The following is a 14,518-nucleotide window of genomic DNA, read 5'->3' on the forward strand; positions in this document are numbered from 1 at the left end:
CTAGATATGGAACTCGGGTATGCATGACCTGAATGACCTTTACTACTTCGCCATGGTCGTCGACCACGGCGGTTTCGCCGCCGCCGAGCGCGCCCTGGGCATCCCCAAATCGCGCCTGAGCCGCCGTATCAGCCAGCTTGAGACCGACCTGGGCGTGCGCCTGCTGCAGCGCTCCACGCGCCGCTTCGCTGTCACCGACGTCGGCACCAGCGTGCACCGCCACGCGCAGACCATGCTGGCCGAGGCCCAGGCCGCGCGCGAGGTGGTCGACCGCCTCAGCGCCGAGCCGCGTGGCGTCGTGCGTGCCAGCGTGCCCGTCTCGCTGGCGCAGATGCAGCTGCCCAAGCTGCTGCCCAAGTTCCTCGAGCAGTACCCCAAGGTCCGCCTGCAGCTGAACATCAGCAACCGCCGCGTGGACATCATCAATGAAGGCTACGACGTGGCCCTGCGCGTGCGTTCGCGCCTGGACGATGACGGCAGCCTGGTGATGCGCAGCTTTGGCCAGGTGCAGGAACTGCTGGTGGCCAGCCCGAAGTACCTGGACCGCGCCGGCCGCCCGAAGGACCCGGAAGAGCTGACCCAGCACGTCACCCTCAGCATCAGCGAAGACGAGGCGCGCCAGCGTTGGGAACTCCATGGCCCCGAAGGCGAAGTGCGCCGGGTGGACCTGCAGCCGCGCGTGGCCGGCTTCGATTTCCCGCTGCTGCAGAGCATGGTGAAGGACGGTTTCGGCATCACCATGCTGCCGGAAACCGTCTGCGCCGAAGCCGTGCGCAATGGCGAGCTGGAAGTGGTGCTGCCGGACTGGTCGCTGCCGCAGGGCGTGTGCCACGCCGTATTCGCCTCGCGCCGCGGCCTGCTGCCGGCGGTGCGCGTGTTCATCGATTTCCTGGCCGAACACCTGCCGCCACAGTTGGAGGCCTCGCGCCTGGATTGCGGTGGCGCTTGTGAGAAGGCCAAGGAGAAGATCAAGGCCAGTGCGCTGGGTGCGCTGGCGGTGGATGCGGGCTGAGGCCTGCGCCCTAAACGCTGACGCGGATCTTTGAAAGGTAGCGCCGGGCCATGCCCGGCGTTGCTGTTTCCGGTGACTGTTACCTTCGCCCAAACAACCTTGCCCAGAAGCCGGGCCGCGCCTGTTCCACCGTTGCGGGCCTGGCGATGACCGGTGCCTCCAGCACGGCCATCAGCCCCGCGCTGCGTGGCTTCTTCAGAATGCGCGCGTAGTCCAGATAGCTGGTCACCTTGCTCGTGTGCAGGCTCTGGGGCATTGCCGGCAGCGCGGCGCCCTGCAGCAGCGCCCGTAATGCCTGCGGGCGGTCCAGGCGGATCGCCTCGAACAGGGCGGTACCGCCACAGCCGGGTTCGATCTGATTGGCCCGCTGTGGTGCATCCTTCAGGAGCGCGCGGAGCGCATCGGCGTCATCGCGCTTCACCGCTGCCACCAGTTGCGCCAATGCCTCGGCTTCCTCGGGCGCCAGGCTGTCGCGATAGGCCTGGTCGGCGATCTCACGCTCGTCGCGCCCATCACCGCCTTCGATGCACAGGAAATCGGTGACCAGTGCCACCGGGATGCCGGATGTATCCAGCGCCCAATAGCTGGGATAGACGCCATCGCCCCAGCCGCTGGTGAACACCACCAGCCCGTGCGGGGAATCCTGGCCCCAGGGGCGGTACTCAGCGCCTTCATCCAGGCCGTCGTGGTCGATCAGCGCATCAGACCATGCTTCGTCGCCCTGATCGATCAGCGCAAGCAGCGCCTGCTGGGTATCGGTGTCCATGAAACAACCGATGCCGGCGTCGACCGGGTAGCCAATGAAACTGTCCTCATCTAGGCCGGTCAGGTCCTGCGTCGTCCAGCGCGCCATCTGCCAGTGCAGCGCCGATACCGCCAGTGCCTGGCGCGGTTTGAACCAGACCACGGCCAGCGCCGGGCGGCCGCTGTGCACGATGATCTCGACCGGATGCAGGCCCACCGGGGCGGTGTAGTCGGCCAGCGCTGGGGCCTCGGCCTGGACCAGCGGATCGCAGACCACCAGATGCCCGCTGCTGACCGGCAGACTGCCGGCGAAGCTACGGGCCAGGGCGACCGCGGCCAGCTGGGTGTCGTCCAGCAGGCAGGTGCGCAGGTTCGCCAGATCGAGATGGGCCATGGCGGCTCCGGCTGCAGGTGATGCCCCACCGTGCCGGATGCGAAGGGCAGGGGCAAGGGTGCTCTTGGGCAAATGCGCGTCACGTGCGAGAATACGCCGCTGCCCGGGCAACCGGGACCCCGATTGGAGAGATGGCCGAGCGGTTTAAGGCACCGGTCTTGAAAACCGGCGAAGGGTTAAACCTTCCGTGGGTTCGAATCCCACTCTCTCCGCCAGATTTTTAAAAGGCCGCTAGAAATAGCGGCCTTTTTGTTGTCTCAAGATCCTTTGGCCGCCCAGCTAGCCTTCCACTTACAGCGGTCGATTCTGTTTGAACTGCTGCCTAACCCAGCCCTGCATCTCGGATTGTAGGCACAGTGCGCGGCGGCCGATGCGGATGGAACGAGGAAATCGGCCAGCCCTGATCTCGCCGTGGCTGAAGGTAATGCCCATGCCTGTCATCTGCCGCACGCGATCCAGCGACAACAGTTCTTCCATCCGCTCAGCAGCGCCCATAATTGCCTCCCGCGCGCTGCCGCTGAGTCGACTGATCTACCGGGCTGAGGTTGAATTGCACCACGTTGCCGGTGACTTCCGGTGCGGGCGGCGGGCGAGCGCTGCGGGCCACGCGGTTGATGCGGCGCCACTCGGCCAGCGCCCTTTCGGGATCCTGGCTCTTGCTGGTCGCACTACATGCGCACTCGACTAGGTGACCACCGTCGGCGGCGGGGCCGCGCAGGTCGTGGATGTGGCGCGCGCGATGGCCGGCGGCACAGTTCGGCAGGCCTTCTGGATGGCTGATGTGTTTCTTCGTCATGGCTTCTGGCACTGCAGGAAGAGGGCTTCGATGGCAGGGGCCAGACGCTGTCGGGCGAGCTGCTGATGACGCGCAAGGTGTGTGGCGGGTTGGACCTGGGTCAGGTAAGCGACCGCCGCCGGGCGGCGGACATCGGCCGGGATGAATCCACCTACCGTTCGAAGTGGCGCGGCGTCTACGAATGGCTGTCGCAGCGGATGACGGAGGCAGAGCAGGAGGCGGCGTGGGCGCTTATGATTACGCTGAGCAAGGGGGAAGGAGCTGTAGCGTAGATGGAACTGAAGGACAAACTTCGATTTTCTGCGTTGGCGGTAGGCGGCGGATTGGCCGCTCTCGCTCAGCGACCTTTTTTCATGCTTCTAGCAGCGCTTGGTCTCTACTCTGGAAGTGAGACCATTCTAGGTGTAGTGCCTCTCAAACCATTCGAGCTTTCAGAAGCGATGGCTGCCGCGCCGGAGGTTACGTTAGCCGCCGCCGGCCTCGTGGTCGCCATAGTGTCGGTGTCTGCGTTCAAGCACGCCAAGCGGTTGGATCTGGAACTGGCGGTTTCAGCTGAAATTTCATCGATAAGCAGTGATCTGATCACGGTTCTTACAAGGTATGGGATCTACTGCGAGAAGATCCTGGAAATAAAGAGCCGGTTCGTGTTTCGCTATCACCCGAGCCTGCACCCAGATGCTCGGGCGAAACTGGACGAGGATCTTAAGCAAGACTGGACGATACTGTTGACGCGAGTTCGAGAGATATCTGTAGATCGGGATGAGCTTTGGTCGCTAATCCGAAGGCTCATGGAAGTTTCCCAGAAGCATCAGCCGGTTCTAGGGTCAAGATTCCTGACTCCAATCATGCTTGAGCGGGCTCAGTTTCATCTCGAGGCTGTCGCAAATTCGGCCACGTTCCCGGTGCCAGAGCAGGACCACAACCTCGTCGAGTACATGCGTGTGTTCATTCTGTTCGGTATTCCGAGCGTCCATCGCTACATGCAGGTAGAGAGAAAGCATAAGATCAAGCTTCTGGGCTACTTGGGTGGAGCGTCTTCGATAGGATCCACCACGATCGCGCCCCGGTCGGTTTTGACCTCTGCACGCATGGCTTGGAAGCTGATGCGGCTGCGGGAGTGACATTCCCGCACTTTTAGGGGTGGTTTCACTACCATTGCGCACGACCCGACCCCGGCCATCCAGCCGGGGTTACTCATTTCCGGACCGACCATGATCCTAATCGCCTCGACAATTCGACAGGCGGTTGGCTGCAGCGCCGCCGATGCCGCCAGGTGGGCACGGCCATTGACCGAAGCCTGCATGGCGTTCGGCATCAGCCCCCCCGAAACGGGTGGCCGCATTCCTGGCAAAGGTAGAACACGAGTCCGGCAGCTTGGCCACAACCGTCGAGAACCTGAATTTCGGCTCGCAGGGCATGGCCGATACCTGGCCCAGTCGCTATGCCGTCGATCCCACCCAACACAAGAGCAGCCAGGCACTGTTCTGGGACACCGACAACTGTCTGGGACACCGACAACTGCAAGCGGTGCCACGACAGGAAGGTCGAAGATCCGATGAACGCATGGGTGCGGGCCGGGCGCGCTCAGCTGTCGCGTGGCCACTGACCGGCCGGCCGCGGCAGGCTAAGAGCAGGCCGGAGCCTCCTATGAGGCAGGCGGCCAAAGCGGCTAAGAATGCCCGGGTTAGCCGGAACATCCCCGTTCGTGCCAGGACGCGGGGTCGATCTGGCGCAGAATCAAGGCCAGCGATCTTGTCAGATACCGCCGTTCCATGGGTTCGTCCTTGCAAGGGGGGGGCGGGGAAGACTCTAGCGGCCGGTATCGGCCCTGGAGCGCCATAGATGGAAATGTGACTTGATCCGCGGAATGGGGTAAAAGGTCTTGACGTTGAAGATCGACGTTGCGGCATCGGGGGGCGCCGGAGATGCCTCCACCCAACAAGGACGCAGTGGGATGAATGTGGCAGTAGCACCTATGCAGCCCCCGGCTAAAGCGGCTGCCGGCTTGGATACTTCAAATCTACTTATCGACGACATAATTTCTCATCGAATCTACGCCAAGGATTCGAATAAGGTTGTAAAGCCTCCAAGTCTGAAGAACGCTCTGATGCACCTGCACACAGACGGGGTGGATGCTCTCCAGCAGCGACTTACAAAAGCCTTTGGAAACAAATCGCACGGAATTGAGCTTTCAATTGAAAAGTCGGACTCTGACAGCTTCTTGCAACATGCGGCGGACGCGATTGCTCGCACTCCAAAGAGTGGTTTTATCCAGACATCGAAACTGCTTGCCACCAAGCTTTCCGATGCACAGTCTAGTACCAGCGGGCTTTCTGGCGTGGTTTTCGTTATACGCGGGCGCATGGGACTCGCGCCTCGTCGCTTTATTTCCGTGATCAAGGCGGAAATGCATGACGGTTTTGGTGCTGCTGGGGATGGGGAAGATGCGGAGATTACATATCTAAAGAACCTAGCTTTGACGCCTTCTCAGCGTTTGTACAAGGTAGGGTTGCTGTTGGAGGACAAGCCTGCTCTTACTGTGAGCGTGGGATCTTATGATGAAAAAAACTATCGTGGTTTCTTGTTTGATCATCTAATTACGGCCACCGAAACTAGATCCGCCGCGGCGTATTTCTATCAAACCTTCTTGGGTATGGGGATTCAGAAATCCTCAAAGAAGTTAACTCAGGATTTCTATGAGCACGCGCAAGGTTTCATTGTTTCTTCGGCGATGCCGGAGGAGCAGCGATGGGAGCTTCGAGAGGCGCTTCGAGTAGAGCTGAGGAGTACCTCGGCTATCATCAATGTAAGTGATTTTGCGGAAGGCAACATTGAGGATGAAGATCTTCGCGATTCCTTTGTCGATTTCATGAGTGCTAGAGGATTTCCGTCAACTTCAGTGCCTAAGGATATCGATTACGTCAAGGCTAAACTTCGGCGCCCAAGGAAAATGAAGTTCACCAGTGGCGTTAGGATCGAGATACCTGCCGACGCCGACAAAGGTGTGGTTGAAGTTATTGGAAGAACTGAGGATGCTTCTACCATCGTAGTTCGCGGCGCCTTCTATGAGGAGTGATTTCGACATCGGTGCGTACATCGATGAGCATAGGCTTCAGCTTCAGGAGTGGGGTGGGGTGGTTGCAAGCGAGATTAGCGCCCTGCACGCCTCCCTTCTCAAGATGCCAGTGAGCCCTCGTGTTAAGGACGTGGAGTCAGCTCGGAAGAAGCAGTTTAAGAAAAAGTATGCGGATCCTGCTGTCGATATGACGGACTTGGTGGGCGTTCGATTCGTCGTCCTCACATCGGATGATCTCATTCCTATTCTTGAAACTATTAAGTCGTCCTCGCGTTGGAAGCATAAGCAAACGCGCAATCCGGATGATGAGGCGGCGACGGAGCCTGACAAGTTTGGGTATCAGTCGCACCATTATGAACTGAGGCCGCAGGATGGGCCTCCTTGGTGTTGCGAGGTGCAGGTCCGCACGCTTCTACAGCACACCATGGCAGAGCTTTCCCATGATGCGATCTATAAAGCATCGCAAGATCCGCCTTCTCAAGCTCTGAGACTAGTGGCGCGTAGTATTGCGCTTATGGAAACGACTGACGAATTGCTTTGCATGGCCATGGGTTCAGTGCGAGCCTCCCAAGCGCCATTTGAGGCTTTCCGAAAAGAGGCGTTGAGCCAAGCGGCCGCTGTGGGTGGTGGCGGTGCGGAGCTCCTGGATGACCTGTTTGGGACCTACCCAGCCTATTTTAGCTACGAGGCGATTAGCGACTTTAGGGACTTCATTGCTCGACGGGATTATATTTTTTCAAAAATATCCTCCCGAAGGGGGCGAGGAATTTTTGGTTTCCCTGCATCCTGCTTGGTGGTGTACTGGCTTGCGTCAAAGAGCGCACGAAGGGTGGAGAGGAAGTGGCCTTTTCCTGGGGCGATCGCAGAGTTGCGTCAGGTGTTTTCAGACATTGGAGAGTCCGCTTAGGCGGGCTCGATATGCTTCCGGCAGATGGTGGCCCGCTGGGTGATCATATTGCGCCCATTCTCTAGCGTACTACCTCGCTTGTAGGCGGCGTTCTCTTTGTCACGTATTCCGTGAGCCACGGCCGCCTCGGATAGGTCGTCGGGAAAGTCGGTGGTTTCGCCGGACCTGCCTTTGAACGTACCAACATCCGAGCCGACGCCGCGCACCTGCTGGACACGCTGGCTGCTGCCCTTTCCCAAGTGCAGACCAGTGGCATGGAAGTACGCGGCCACACCGATTCCAGGGGCGGGGATGCGTATAACCAGCAGCTTTTCGAACGGCGCGCCAGCGCTGTGCAGGCTGCGCTGCGCGAGCGCGGTGCTGGGCAGCCGATGGACGCCCGGGGCTATGGCGAGCGCGAGCCGGTCGCGCCCAATGAGTTGGAAGGAAAAGACAATCCGAGCGGCCGCCAGCTCAATCGGCGCGTCGAGATTTTCGTTCGCGCCTGACTGCTCCGGTCAAACTGCGGGGCGGATCTGAGGTGCGCAAGGCGGCCAAGGGATGGTGGCCGCCTCAGCGCGGGTTTTACCCCCGCTGGTAACGATCAGGCTTGTTATGGCACAACGGATAACTCGAACACGAACGGAACGCCCCATGCGGTCCATTCCGCTCCACAAACACCCCCACCTTGCACACCGGGCAGCGCTCTTCATTGATGGCCGCACCTGAAATCCCGGTCACTTCCACAACGCCTTCCTCCACCAGCTCATCCAGGAAGGGCGAGTGCTTGCCCTGCAGCGTGAACATCACCACCGACCGCCGCGCACGCGTCAGCGCCACATAGAACAACCGCCGTTCCTCGCTCAGCGGGTACGTATCCCCATCCGGCATTGCCAATGAAAGCACCGGGTCATCCGCGCGCAGGCTGGGGAATCCGCGATTCACCATGCCCGGCAGGATCACGTAGTCCGCCTCGCGCCCCTTCGATCGATGGGCCGTCAGGAACTCAACCTCCATCGTGCTGCCAAACAGTGTCTTCCAATCCGCAGGCACTGCGTTGCGATCCGCCCGGTAGCGCCCCAGCACGAACACCCGAACGCGACCATCGCGCCCCCGTGGTACGGCTCCAGAAACCAACTGCTGGTGCAGCTTGGCCAGGTACTGGCGAACACCGTCCTGCACTTCCTCACGCCGCGTCAGCTGGAACGCCTGCAGCACCGGCCCCATCGCCGGCGCAGAAGAACGCACGGCCTTGGCAATCTGTGCGGGATTGCGGCTGATGAAGCGGCTCGAGATATCGCACAGCGCCTGCGGGCAGCGGAAGGTCTGCTCGAGCTTCAGCACCTGGGCGTGGCCCATCCATTCGCGGAATCCGGTCATCACCGAAACATCAGCACCGGCGAAGCGGTTTATCGACTGCCAGTCATCGCCCACCGCAAACAGGTGGCGGCCCGGTTGGCTGACCAGCGCACGGCAGAGACGGGCGCGGGCGCGCGAGGCGTCCTGGAATTCGTCAGCCATCACCAGCTCGTAGGGCGACTGGTAATGCCCTTGCTCCAGGATGCCGGCGGCCATGTTGAGCATGTCCTCGAAGTCGATGCCGCGCTCGTCGGCCAGCGCGTTGTCCCAGGCCTGGAAAACCGGCGCGGCGATTTCCAGGAAGCGCCGATGGCGTTCCTTGAACTGGTCTTCGGGCATCTGCCGGAGGCGCGCGGCCAGATCGTCCAGCGTCAGGCTGTTGCTCTTGGCGTGAGCAATGAAGGTACGCATCAGGCCGATCAGGTCCGCGTCCGGCATCGGCTTGGCGCCCTCGTTGGGCAGCTCACGGTCGGGGTTCGGGTCGAGCCGGACATCGGAATCGCCGAGTTTCCCGGCAAGGTGTTCCAGTGCATGCCCGCTGCGCAGGCCAAACGAAGTCGTTTCGACCAGCGCGGTGCCGCGCGCTACGTGCTGCTGGCGTTTCCACTGCATGCCTTCGGCGTAGTTGTCGAAGTGCTTCGGCGGCTGGCCATTGGCATCCAGCGCAAAGTGCTCGTGATACAGCGCGGCGTCTGGGTAATAGAAGTCCGGTCGGTACTGGCGATGGGTATCGGTGGCGGTATCAAATTCGTAACGGCGCTCGTAGTCGTACGCCACGCCGTTGTAGAACAGCCAATCGGCAATGACGCACTCTTCCAGGCTCTTTACCCGCTCGCCCTGCAGGGTGCGGATGTAGGGTGTGCCATCGCGATCGTAGCCGTCGGCCATCATCTCGGCACCGAACGGCGGAAGATCGCGCCCGAACACCAGCCGGAACATGTCCCACTGGGTGCGGAAGTGGATCGAGCGATCCTTCAGGTCGTCCACCAGCTCGGCCAGCTTGTTGAAGCCCAGTGTGGCGTCGATGGCCCACTCGGGAATGTCGGGCTTGCGCCCGGTGGCCTTGCCGATGATCGCCAGGCCCAGCGCATGGAAGGTCCGCGCCTCGACCACGGTGTCGCCCATGCCGAGCCGGTCGAAAGAGCGCTGCGCGCGTTCCTCCAGCTCCTTGGCGGCATCCTTGTTGAAGGCCAGCATGACGATCCGCTCGGGCTCAACGAACCCGCGGTCAATGGCATAAGCGGCCTTGGCGACCATCGTGGAGGTCTTGCCGGAGCCCGCCGAGGCGACGACCTGCACGCAGTTGTCGAAGCAGATGACCGCGCGGGCCTGTTCCTCGGTCAGCGGCCTGCTTTCCACCCGGTCCAGGAAGTCCTTGGCCAGCACCAGTTCCCGCGTTGTCATGGTCGCATTGGCGTCTGCCCACACGGCGGGCCAGTCCAGCTGCCAGTCGTGCAGGGCATCCAGCGCGACGCGGTGGCTGTGCGCCTGCAGATCGTCGTGCACGTCCTCATCGAGGAACAGTCGCTCCAGCTCGGCCGGCGACAGGGGCAGGGCGGGGCGCTCGGCCAGCAGCGCCTGCTGCTGCTCGTGGGTGATCCAGCGGCGGCCCGCACTGCCGCGGTCGGTGAGTGCGTCGGCGTCAGCCAGCCATGACTGGATCTGCTCCAGAATGTCCTCAAAGAGCGCCTTGCGCCCGCGCGTGGTGCGCGCAAAGAGCACCTGCTGGACAGCGGCCGAGAGTTGCGAAGCCTGGCGGTTGGGCAGGCCATCCACGGACAGCGTTTCGCCGTCCTCGGTCTGCAGCGCCACCTTGGCCCAGAACAGGCCAGGAAGAACCCGCAAGCGCTCGTCGCCGTCCACGTGCTGCCGGTACTGCCGGCCCGCAATCAGAAGCTCGACATGCTCGCCATCCAGCCGCAGCCGCCAGTCCGGCGAGCGGGTCACACGCTGGCCCCAGCCCGAGGGGCGCCATTCCATAGACATCCAGATACTGCCTTGCGTACGTCACTGGGCGTAAAGCGCCCTTACAGCCCCATGATAAGGGGGCTTGATGCCGCGCGCAGGGCTTCTGGACTGGCGGGCCAGCTGCCAGCGATGGTGTTGCACCACCGCTGGCATAACAGGCGTCAGGCGTTCACGTCGACCACGATCCGCCCGCGCACCTTGCCCGGGATGATCTGCTCGTACACGTCCAGCACCTCGGCAAGGCCGATCTGCTGCACCGTGCTCTCAAGCTTCTGCGGGTCCAGGTCGGTGGCCAAGCGATCCCAGGCACGCTGGCGCACGTCCTGCGGTGCGTTCACCGAATCCACGCCGGCCAGGGTGACGTTGCGCAGGATGAAGGGCAGCACCGAGCCGTGCAGCGCATCGCTCTGTGCCAGGCCGCAGGCCGCTACGGCGCCGCGGTACTTGGTTTCGGCAAGCGCGTTGACCAGGGTCGGGCCGCCGGCCACGTCCACTACGCCTGCCCAGCGCTCGGCGCTGATCGGCTTTTTGCGCGGCTCGGAAAGCTCCGCGCGGTCGATGATCTCCGCCGCGCCCAGGCTGTGCAGGTATTCGGCATGTTCGGGGCGGCCGGTTGCGGCCACCACGCGGTAGCCCAGCTTGGAAAGAATGGCCACGGCGATCGAGCCCACGCCGCCATTGGCGCCGGTTACCAGCACATCGCCCTTTTCGGGGGTCACGCCCGCGTCTTCCAGCGCCAGCACGCACAGCATGGCGGTATAGCCGGCGGTGCCGATGGCCATGGCATCGCGGGTGGTCAGGTTGCCGGGAATTTTGTTCAGCCACTCACCCCGCACGCGGGCGCGCTGGGCCAGGCCGCCGTGATGGCCCATGCTCAGATCCCAGCCATTGAGCACCACGCGATCACCGGCCTTGAAACCGGCATTGCTGGATTCCACCACCACGCCGGAAAGGTCGATGCCGGGAATGAGCGGAAACTTCTGGATGACCGGGCGCTCGTTGGTCAGCGCCAGCGCATCCTTGTAATTGAGGGTCGAATAATCAACCTGCACCAGGACATCGCCGTCCATCAGGTCGGCCTCGTCAAAATCCACCAATTCGGTGGAAACACGGTCGTTGGTCTTGCTGGAAAGCAGAGCCTTGAACTTCATGAAGCGCCTCACGTTCAGTGGATGGCGCCATGCTAGGCTCGCACCGTTATTGCAACAAGAACGACGATTTTTCGTAGGTACTATGGTTTTCCGGAGTATGTATGCGCAGCAAGCGTTGGGATGGCAAGAGTGGGTGCGCGGTAGAGGTCACGCTGTCGGTGATGGGCGGCGTGTGGAAACCGGTCATCCTGTTTCACCTGATGAAGCGCAAGCGGCGTTTCATGGAACTGACGCGGCTGGTGCCCAACGCCACGCAATCGATGCTGACCAGCCAGTTGCGCGAACTGGAGGCGGACGGCGTGTTGATCCGCCATGTGTACCCGGAAGTGCCGCCGAAGGTGGAATACGAACTTTCCGAATTCGGGCGTTCGCTGGTGCCGGTGCTGCTGGCAATGCGCGAGTGGGGCGAAACCTATCGCGGGTACCAGAGCACGCGCGGGGACAGTTGAAGGCTGGGGGCCTGATGAAATTCCTGCTGCAACGGTTTATATGGCTACGCTCCTCTCATCAGGGAGGTAGCGAGGATGGGGGCACGTCCCCGCAGGTCACCACGATAGGCGTCAATTCGCGATCATTGGCGGATTGATGTAGGTGAAAGCAGGCTTTGAACACGCGTTTCTTTCCCACAGCTCCATTGTCTGGGTTGTCTGGCGTGTATCCGGAGAGGACCACCTGGTAGTACGCGCCAGCCTGCAGTAGCGGGGCAGGGGTGGGGCCGGACCCGTAGGGTATGCACTGGTCAGGTGGGAGCGCAGGTTCGGAAATGTGCTCGTCCATGAAGACCCGTTCCCACAGCGGGTAGAGTCCTTGCCCAGCAGCGCTTACCCCGATGGAGGCAATCTCAGGCGGCGCGGATCGCGTCTCGCGGGTGTCGGGAACGCCAAAGCACAGCCTGCCGTCGGACGTGCTGACCGTTGCCTTCTGATAGCGCCCGGGCGGTGGTGAGCAGCTGGCAACCAGCGGTAGCAACAACGCGCAGAGGGCCAATGACTGCCTGATCATTGTGTCGTCCTTGGAGGGGGCGCTGGTCGCCAGGCGGGTACTCCGCCACGTCGGCTGAGATGGCCGCTCACGGCACTACGCGAATCATTGGTTCTCTGCTCATGAAGGAGGGAGCGAAGATGTGGGCACCGTGCCGCAGGCCAACAGAACGGGCTTCAACTCGGAACTGCCGATGGACTGACGCAGATGGAAGCAGGTACTGAATACCCGCATCTTTCCCACGCCGCCATTATGTGGACTGTCAGGCGTATATCCGGAAAGGACCACCTCGTAGTACGCGCCCACCTGCAATGGCGGGGCAGGGTTGGGGCCGGAGGCGTAGGGTATGCACTGGTCAGGTGGGAGCGCAGGTTCGGGAATGTGCTCGTCCATGAAGACCCGTTCCCATATTGGATAGAGTCCTTGCCCAGCAGCGCTCACGCCGATGGATTCGATCTCAGGCGGCGCGGATCGATTCTCGCGCGTGTCAGGAATACCAAAGCACAGCCTGCCGTCAGACGTGCTGACCGTGGCCTTCTGGTAGCGCCCTGGCGGCGCTGAGCAGCTGGCCACGAGGGGTAGCAGCATCGCCCAAAGGGGCCATGACTCTCTGATCATCGGGTGGTCCTCGGAAGGTTGCGCTTATCGGCAGTTGAGACAAGAAACTGTGCAAGTGCGCGTTTCAACTGAGCATGGATGTCGAATGTGGTTCGGTACATTGTGTTGCTCATCTTGCCTTGTGAATCACGGAAGGCAACGACGAAGTAGTCCGCGACGATGTCGCCTTGCGCCTCCATGTTGTAGTCGTGGAGCAGGCGCGCGTCATCGAGCACATAGTCGTAGCTCATGTTCGGTCGCGGTACACGCACCAGCTTCACGTTGTAGCCCAGCTGGTACTGCCAGACGTGGGTCATTTCGTGGATGAACAGGTGCTGGTAGCGAAGGCTTGAAGAAGAGAAGTCATCTCTATACAGGTCTTTTGGGGAAATAGATCTCGCCATTGGGCGCAACCACAGTGTCCTCCGGTTGCATCCCCACCAGCATCCAGTAGCCATGGTTGTGAATTCTCACCAGGCTGTAGTCAATCGCATCGCCGAATACCAGCTGTGCCATCTCGATCTCGCCTTGTGTCAAGCGGCGTTCATGGCTTGGCACCTGCACCGGTACGATCGACGTTCCCAAGGTGTCAGAGGTGGTAATCACACCATCAACTTCAAAAATCTCTGCATCATCGATCCCGGCCAGCAGGGTCCGTTCGCAACAGCCGCTCGTGGTACTGGGCGGGCGCAACTCTGCGCGCACCACTGCCACGCTTTCCCGGGTTGATACACGTGAGGTCTCGCCCAGCGCGCTGGTGATGCCGGAGAAGGTCTGGCCGTCCGCCAGGTGGAGCGTGTAGGGAAGCTCCCTTAGCGGCATGCCCTGTGAGCCGGTGAAACGGATGGCCTGGTCGAACTGAAGGCGGCGGCCGCTGTCCAGCGGCGTTGCAGCAGGCTGCGTACTGGCTGAGTTGCGGCTGGCAGTTCCGCCTGTGGTGGCCGTATTGGATACGTACACCCTGAGCTGCTGGCTGGACATCACCCTGCAGCCACACGCGAGCGCGCATCCGTCCAGCGCAACGGGCTGGCCATCGATGATGATCGTGCTATCGCCTTCGACAATCGAATACACCCCTTTGTGCATCTGCGGGCAGGTCGCCTTGTCACCCACGCGTGCAACGCCCATGCCCTCGATATCGGTTCGGTTCGACGCGGTGATTACACGCCCTCCGCTGGAGGTCGGGTCTCCCATCACAATCCAGTTCCGTGCCATGAATCGCTTCCATTGCTGATCGGCCGGGAGAATCCGACGCAATCCGGAATCGATTCGAGTGTCTTTTGCGACATGCACGCCGGAACCGCACTGCAACGGGCGATTGCGGATTCTCTGGAGGCGCAGGCCTGCTCTCTGATGCCGGATCCGCAGGGTGTTCAAGGGTCGATTGCGACACCTGATCTGTTCCGACGTGAGCGGCTTCTAGGGAAAGGTGAGTCGGGTGTGTCGCGTTCGGCATTCCTGCATGCACGGCGGCATGCCATCTGCACGCGAACGTTCCCGACCCATCGGGTGCGTTTGATGGATAACTCGTCACCACATGACGCATGTGCCATG

General features: G+C 61.6%; 12 protein-coding genes, 1 tRNA gene and 1 pseudogene. 7 read left to right on the plus strand and 7 right to left on the minus strand.

What is annotated here, in order from left to right:
* The first annotated feature begins 19 nt into the window (after window positions 1–19).
* The gene (locus C1926_RS05500; RefSeq protein ID WP_079222336.1) at window positions 20–1,012 is read left to right on the plus strand and encodes a LysR family transcriptional regulator; all 993 of its coding nucleotides are present in this window, start codon (window positions 20–22) and stop codon (window positions 1,010–1,012) included.
* A gap of 79 nt (window positions 1,013–1,091) precedes the next feature.
* Here C1926_RS05500 and C1926_RS05505 read toward each other — a convergent pair whose 3' ends face one another.
* The gene (locus tag C1926_RS05505) at window positions 1,092–2,150 is read right to left on the minus strand and encodes a DUF4241 domain-containing protein (protein ID WP_108758494.1); all 1,059 of its coding nucleotides are present in this window, start codon (window positions 2,148–2,150) and stop codon (window positions 1,092–1,094) included.
* A 125-nt stretch (window positions 2,151–2,275) separates the two neighbouring features.
* Between C1926_RS05505 and C1926_RS05510 the strand changes: the two genes are divergently transcribed.
* Window positions 2,276–2,365, plus strand: a tRNA-Ser gene (locus tag C1926_RS05510).
* A gap of 76 nt (window positions 2,366–2,441) precedes the next feature.
* On the opposite strand, the gene C1926_RS05515 is transcribed toward C1926_RS05510, so the two are convergent.
* Together C1926_RS05515 and C1926_RS05520 are read right to left on the minus strand one after the other, a co-directional pair.
* On the minus strand, window positions 2,442–2,645 hold the full coding sequence (locus C1926_RS05515) for an AlpA family phage regulatory protein (RefSeq protein WP_108758495.1): 204 nt from the start codon (window positions 2,643–2,645) through the stop codon (window positions 2,442–2,444).
* Complete coding sequence (locus tag C1926_RS05520) at window positions 2,632–2,946, minus strand: hypothetical protein (RefSeq protein ID WP_108758496.1); 315 nt, start codon at window positions 2,944–2,946, stop codon at window positions 2,632–2,634. The genes C1926_RS05515 and C1926_RS05520 overlap by 14 nt, the downstream gene beginning before the upstream one ends.
* Window positions 2,947–3,218: 272 nt before the next feature.
* Here C1926_RS05520 and C1926_RS05530 point away from each other — a divergent pair, with 272 nt between their 5' ends.
* The 4 genes and pseudogenes from C1926_RS05530 to C1926_RS05550 all read left to right on the plus strand — a co-directional run.
* The gene (locus C1926_RS05530; RefSeq protein WP_108758498.1) at window positions 3,219–4,067 is read left to right on the plus strand and encodes a hypothetical protein; all 849 of its coding nucleotides are present in this window, start codon (window positions 3,219–3,221) and stop codon (window positions 4,065–4,067) included.
* A gap of 767 nt (window positions 4,068–4,834) precedes the next feature.
* On the plus strand, window positions 4,835–6,022 hold the full coding sequence (locus C1926_RS05535; protein WP_159095039.1) for a nucleoid-associated protein: 1,188 nt from the start codon (window positions 4,835–4,837) through the stop codon (window positions 6,020–6,022).
* Window positions 6,012–6,929 (plus strand): hypothetical protein, encoded by a 918-nt coding sequence (locus tag C1926_RS05540; RefSeq protein WP_108758500.1) that lies wholly within the window; start codon window positions 6,012–6,014, stop codon window positions 6,927–6,929. Before C1926_RS05535 ends, C1926_RS05540 begins: the two co-directional genes overlap by 11 nt.
* 170 nt (window positions 6,930–7,099) lie before the next feature.
* Window positions 7,100–7,417, plus strand: a pseudogene (locus C1926_RS05550) (OmpA family protein); the annotation flags it as partial.
* A gap of 76 nt (window positions 7,418–7,493) precedes the next feature.
* On the opposite strand, the gene C1926_RS05555 reads toward C1926_RS05550, so the two are convergent.
* Window positions 7,494–10,247, minus strand: coding sequence for a UvrD-helicase domain-containing protein (locus C1926_RS05555; protein ID WP_108758503.1), 2,754 nt, complete (start codon window positions 10,245–10,247; stop codon window positions 7,494–7,496).
* A gap of 149 nt (window positions 10,248–10,396) precedes the next feature.
* Window positions 10,397–11,386, minus strand: a complete 990-nt coding sequence (locus C1926_RS05560; RefSeq protein WP_108758504.1) for an MDR family oxidoreductase — start codon at window positions 11,384–11,386, stop codon at window positions 10,397–10,399.
* Between the two features lie 101 nt (window positions 11,387–11,487).
* On the opposite strand from C1926_RS05560, the gene C1926_RS05565 reads away from it, so the two are divergent.
* Complete coding sequence (locus tag C1926_RS05565) at window positions 11,488–11,835, plus strand: helix-turn-helix domain-containing protein (RefSeq protein ID WP_108746931.1); 348 nt, start codon at window positions 11,488–11,490, stop codon at window positions 11,833–11,835.
* A 1,146-nt stretch (window positions 11,836–12,981) separates the two neighbouring features.
* Here the strand turns inward: C1926_RS05565 and C1926_RS05570 are convergent.
* Together C1926_RS05570 and C1926_RS05575 are read right to left on the minus strand one after the other, a co-directional pair.
* Window positions 12,982–13,281 carry a hypothetical protein gene (locus C1926_RS05570; protein WP_108758505.1) on the minus strand — a complete coding sequence of 100 codons (300 nt, stop codon included), beginning with the start codon at window positions 13,279–13,281 and terminating at the stop codon, window positions 12,982–12,984.
* 52 nt (window positions 13,282–13,333) lie between these two features.
* On the minus strand, window positions 13,334–14,341 hold the full coding sequence (locus C1926_RS05575; RefSeq protein ID WP_254057370.1) for a PAAR domain-containing protein: 1,008 nt from the start codon (window positions 14,339–14,341) through the stop codon (window positions 13,334–13,336).
* Window positions 14,342–14,518 lie beyond the last annotated feature (177 nt).

It is taken from the genome of Stenotrophomonas sp. ZAC14A_NAIMI4_1 (genome assembly GCF_003086915.1).
In the GTDB taxonomy this organism is placed as follows: Bacteria; Pseudomonadota; Gammaproteobacteria; order Xanthomonadales; family Xanthomonadaceae; genus Stenotrophomonas.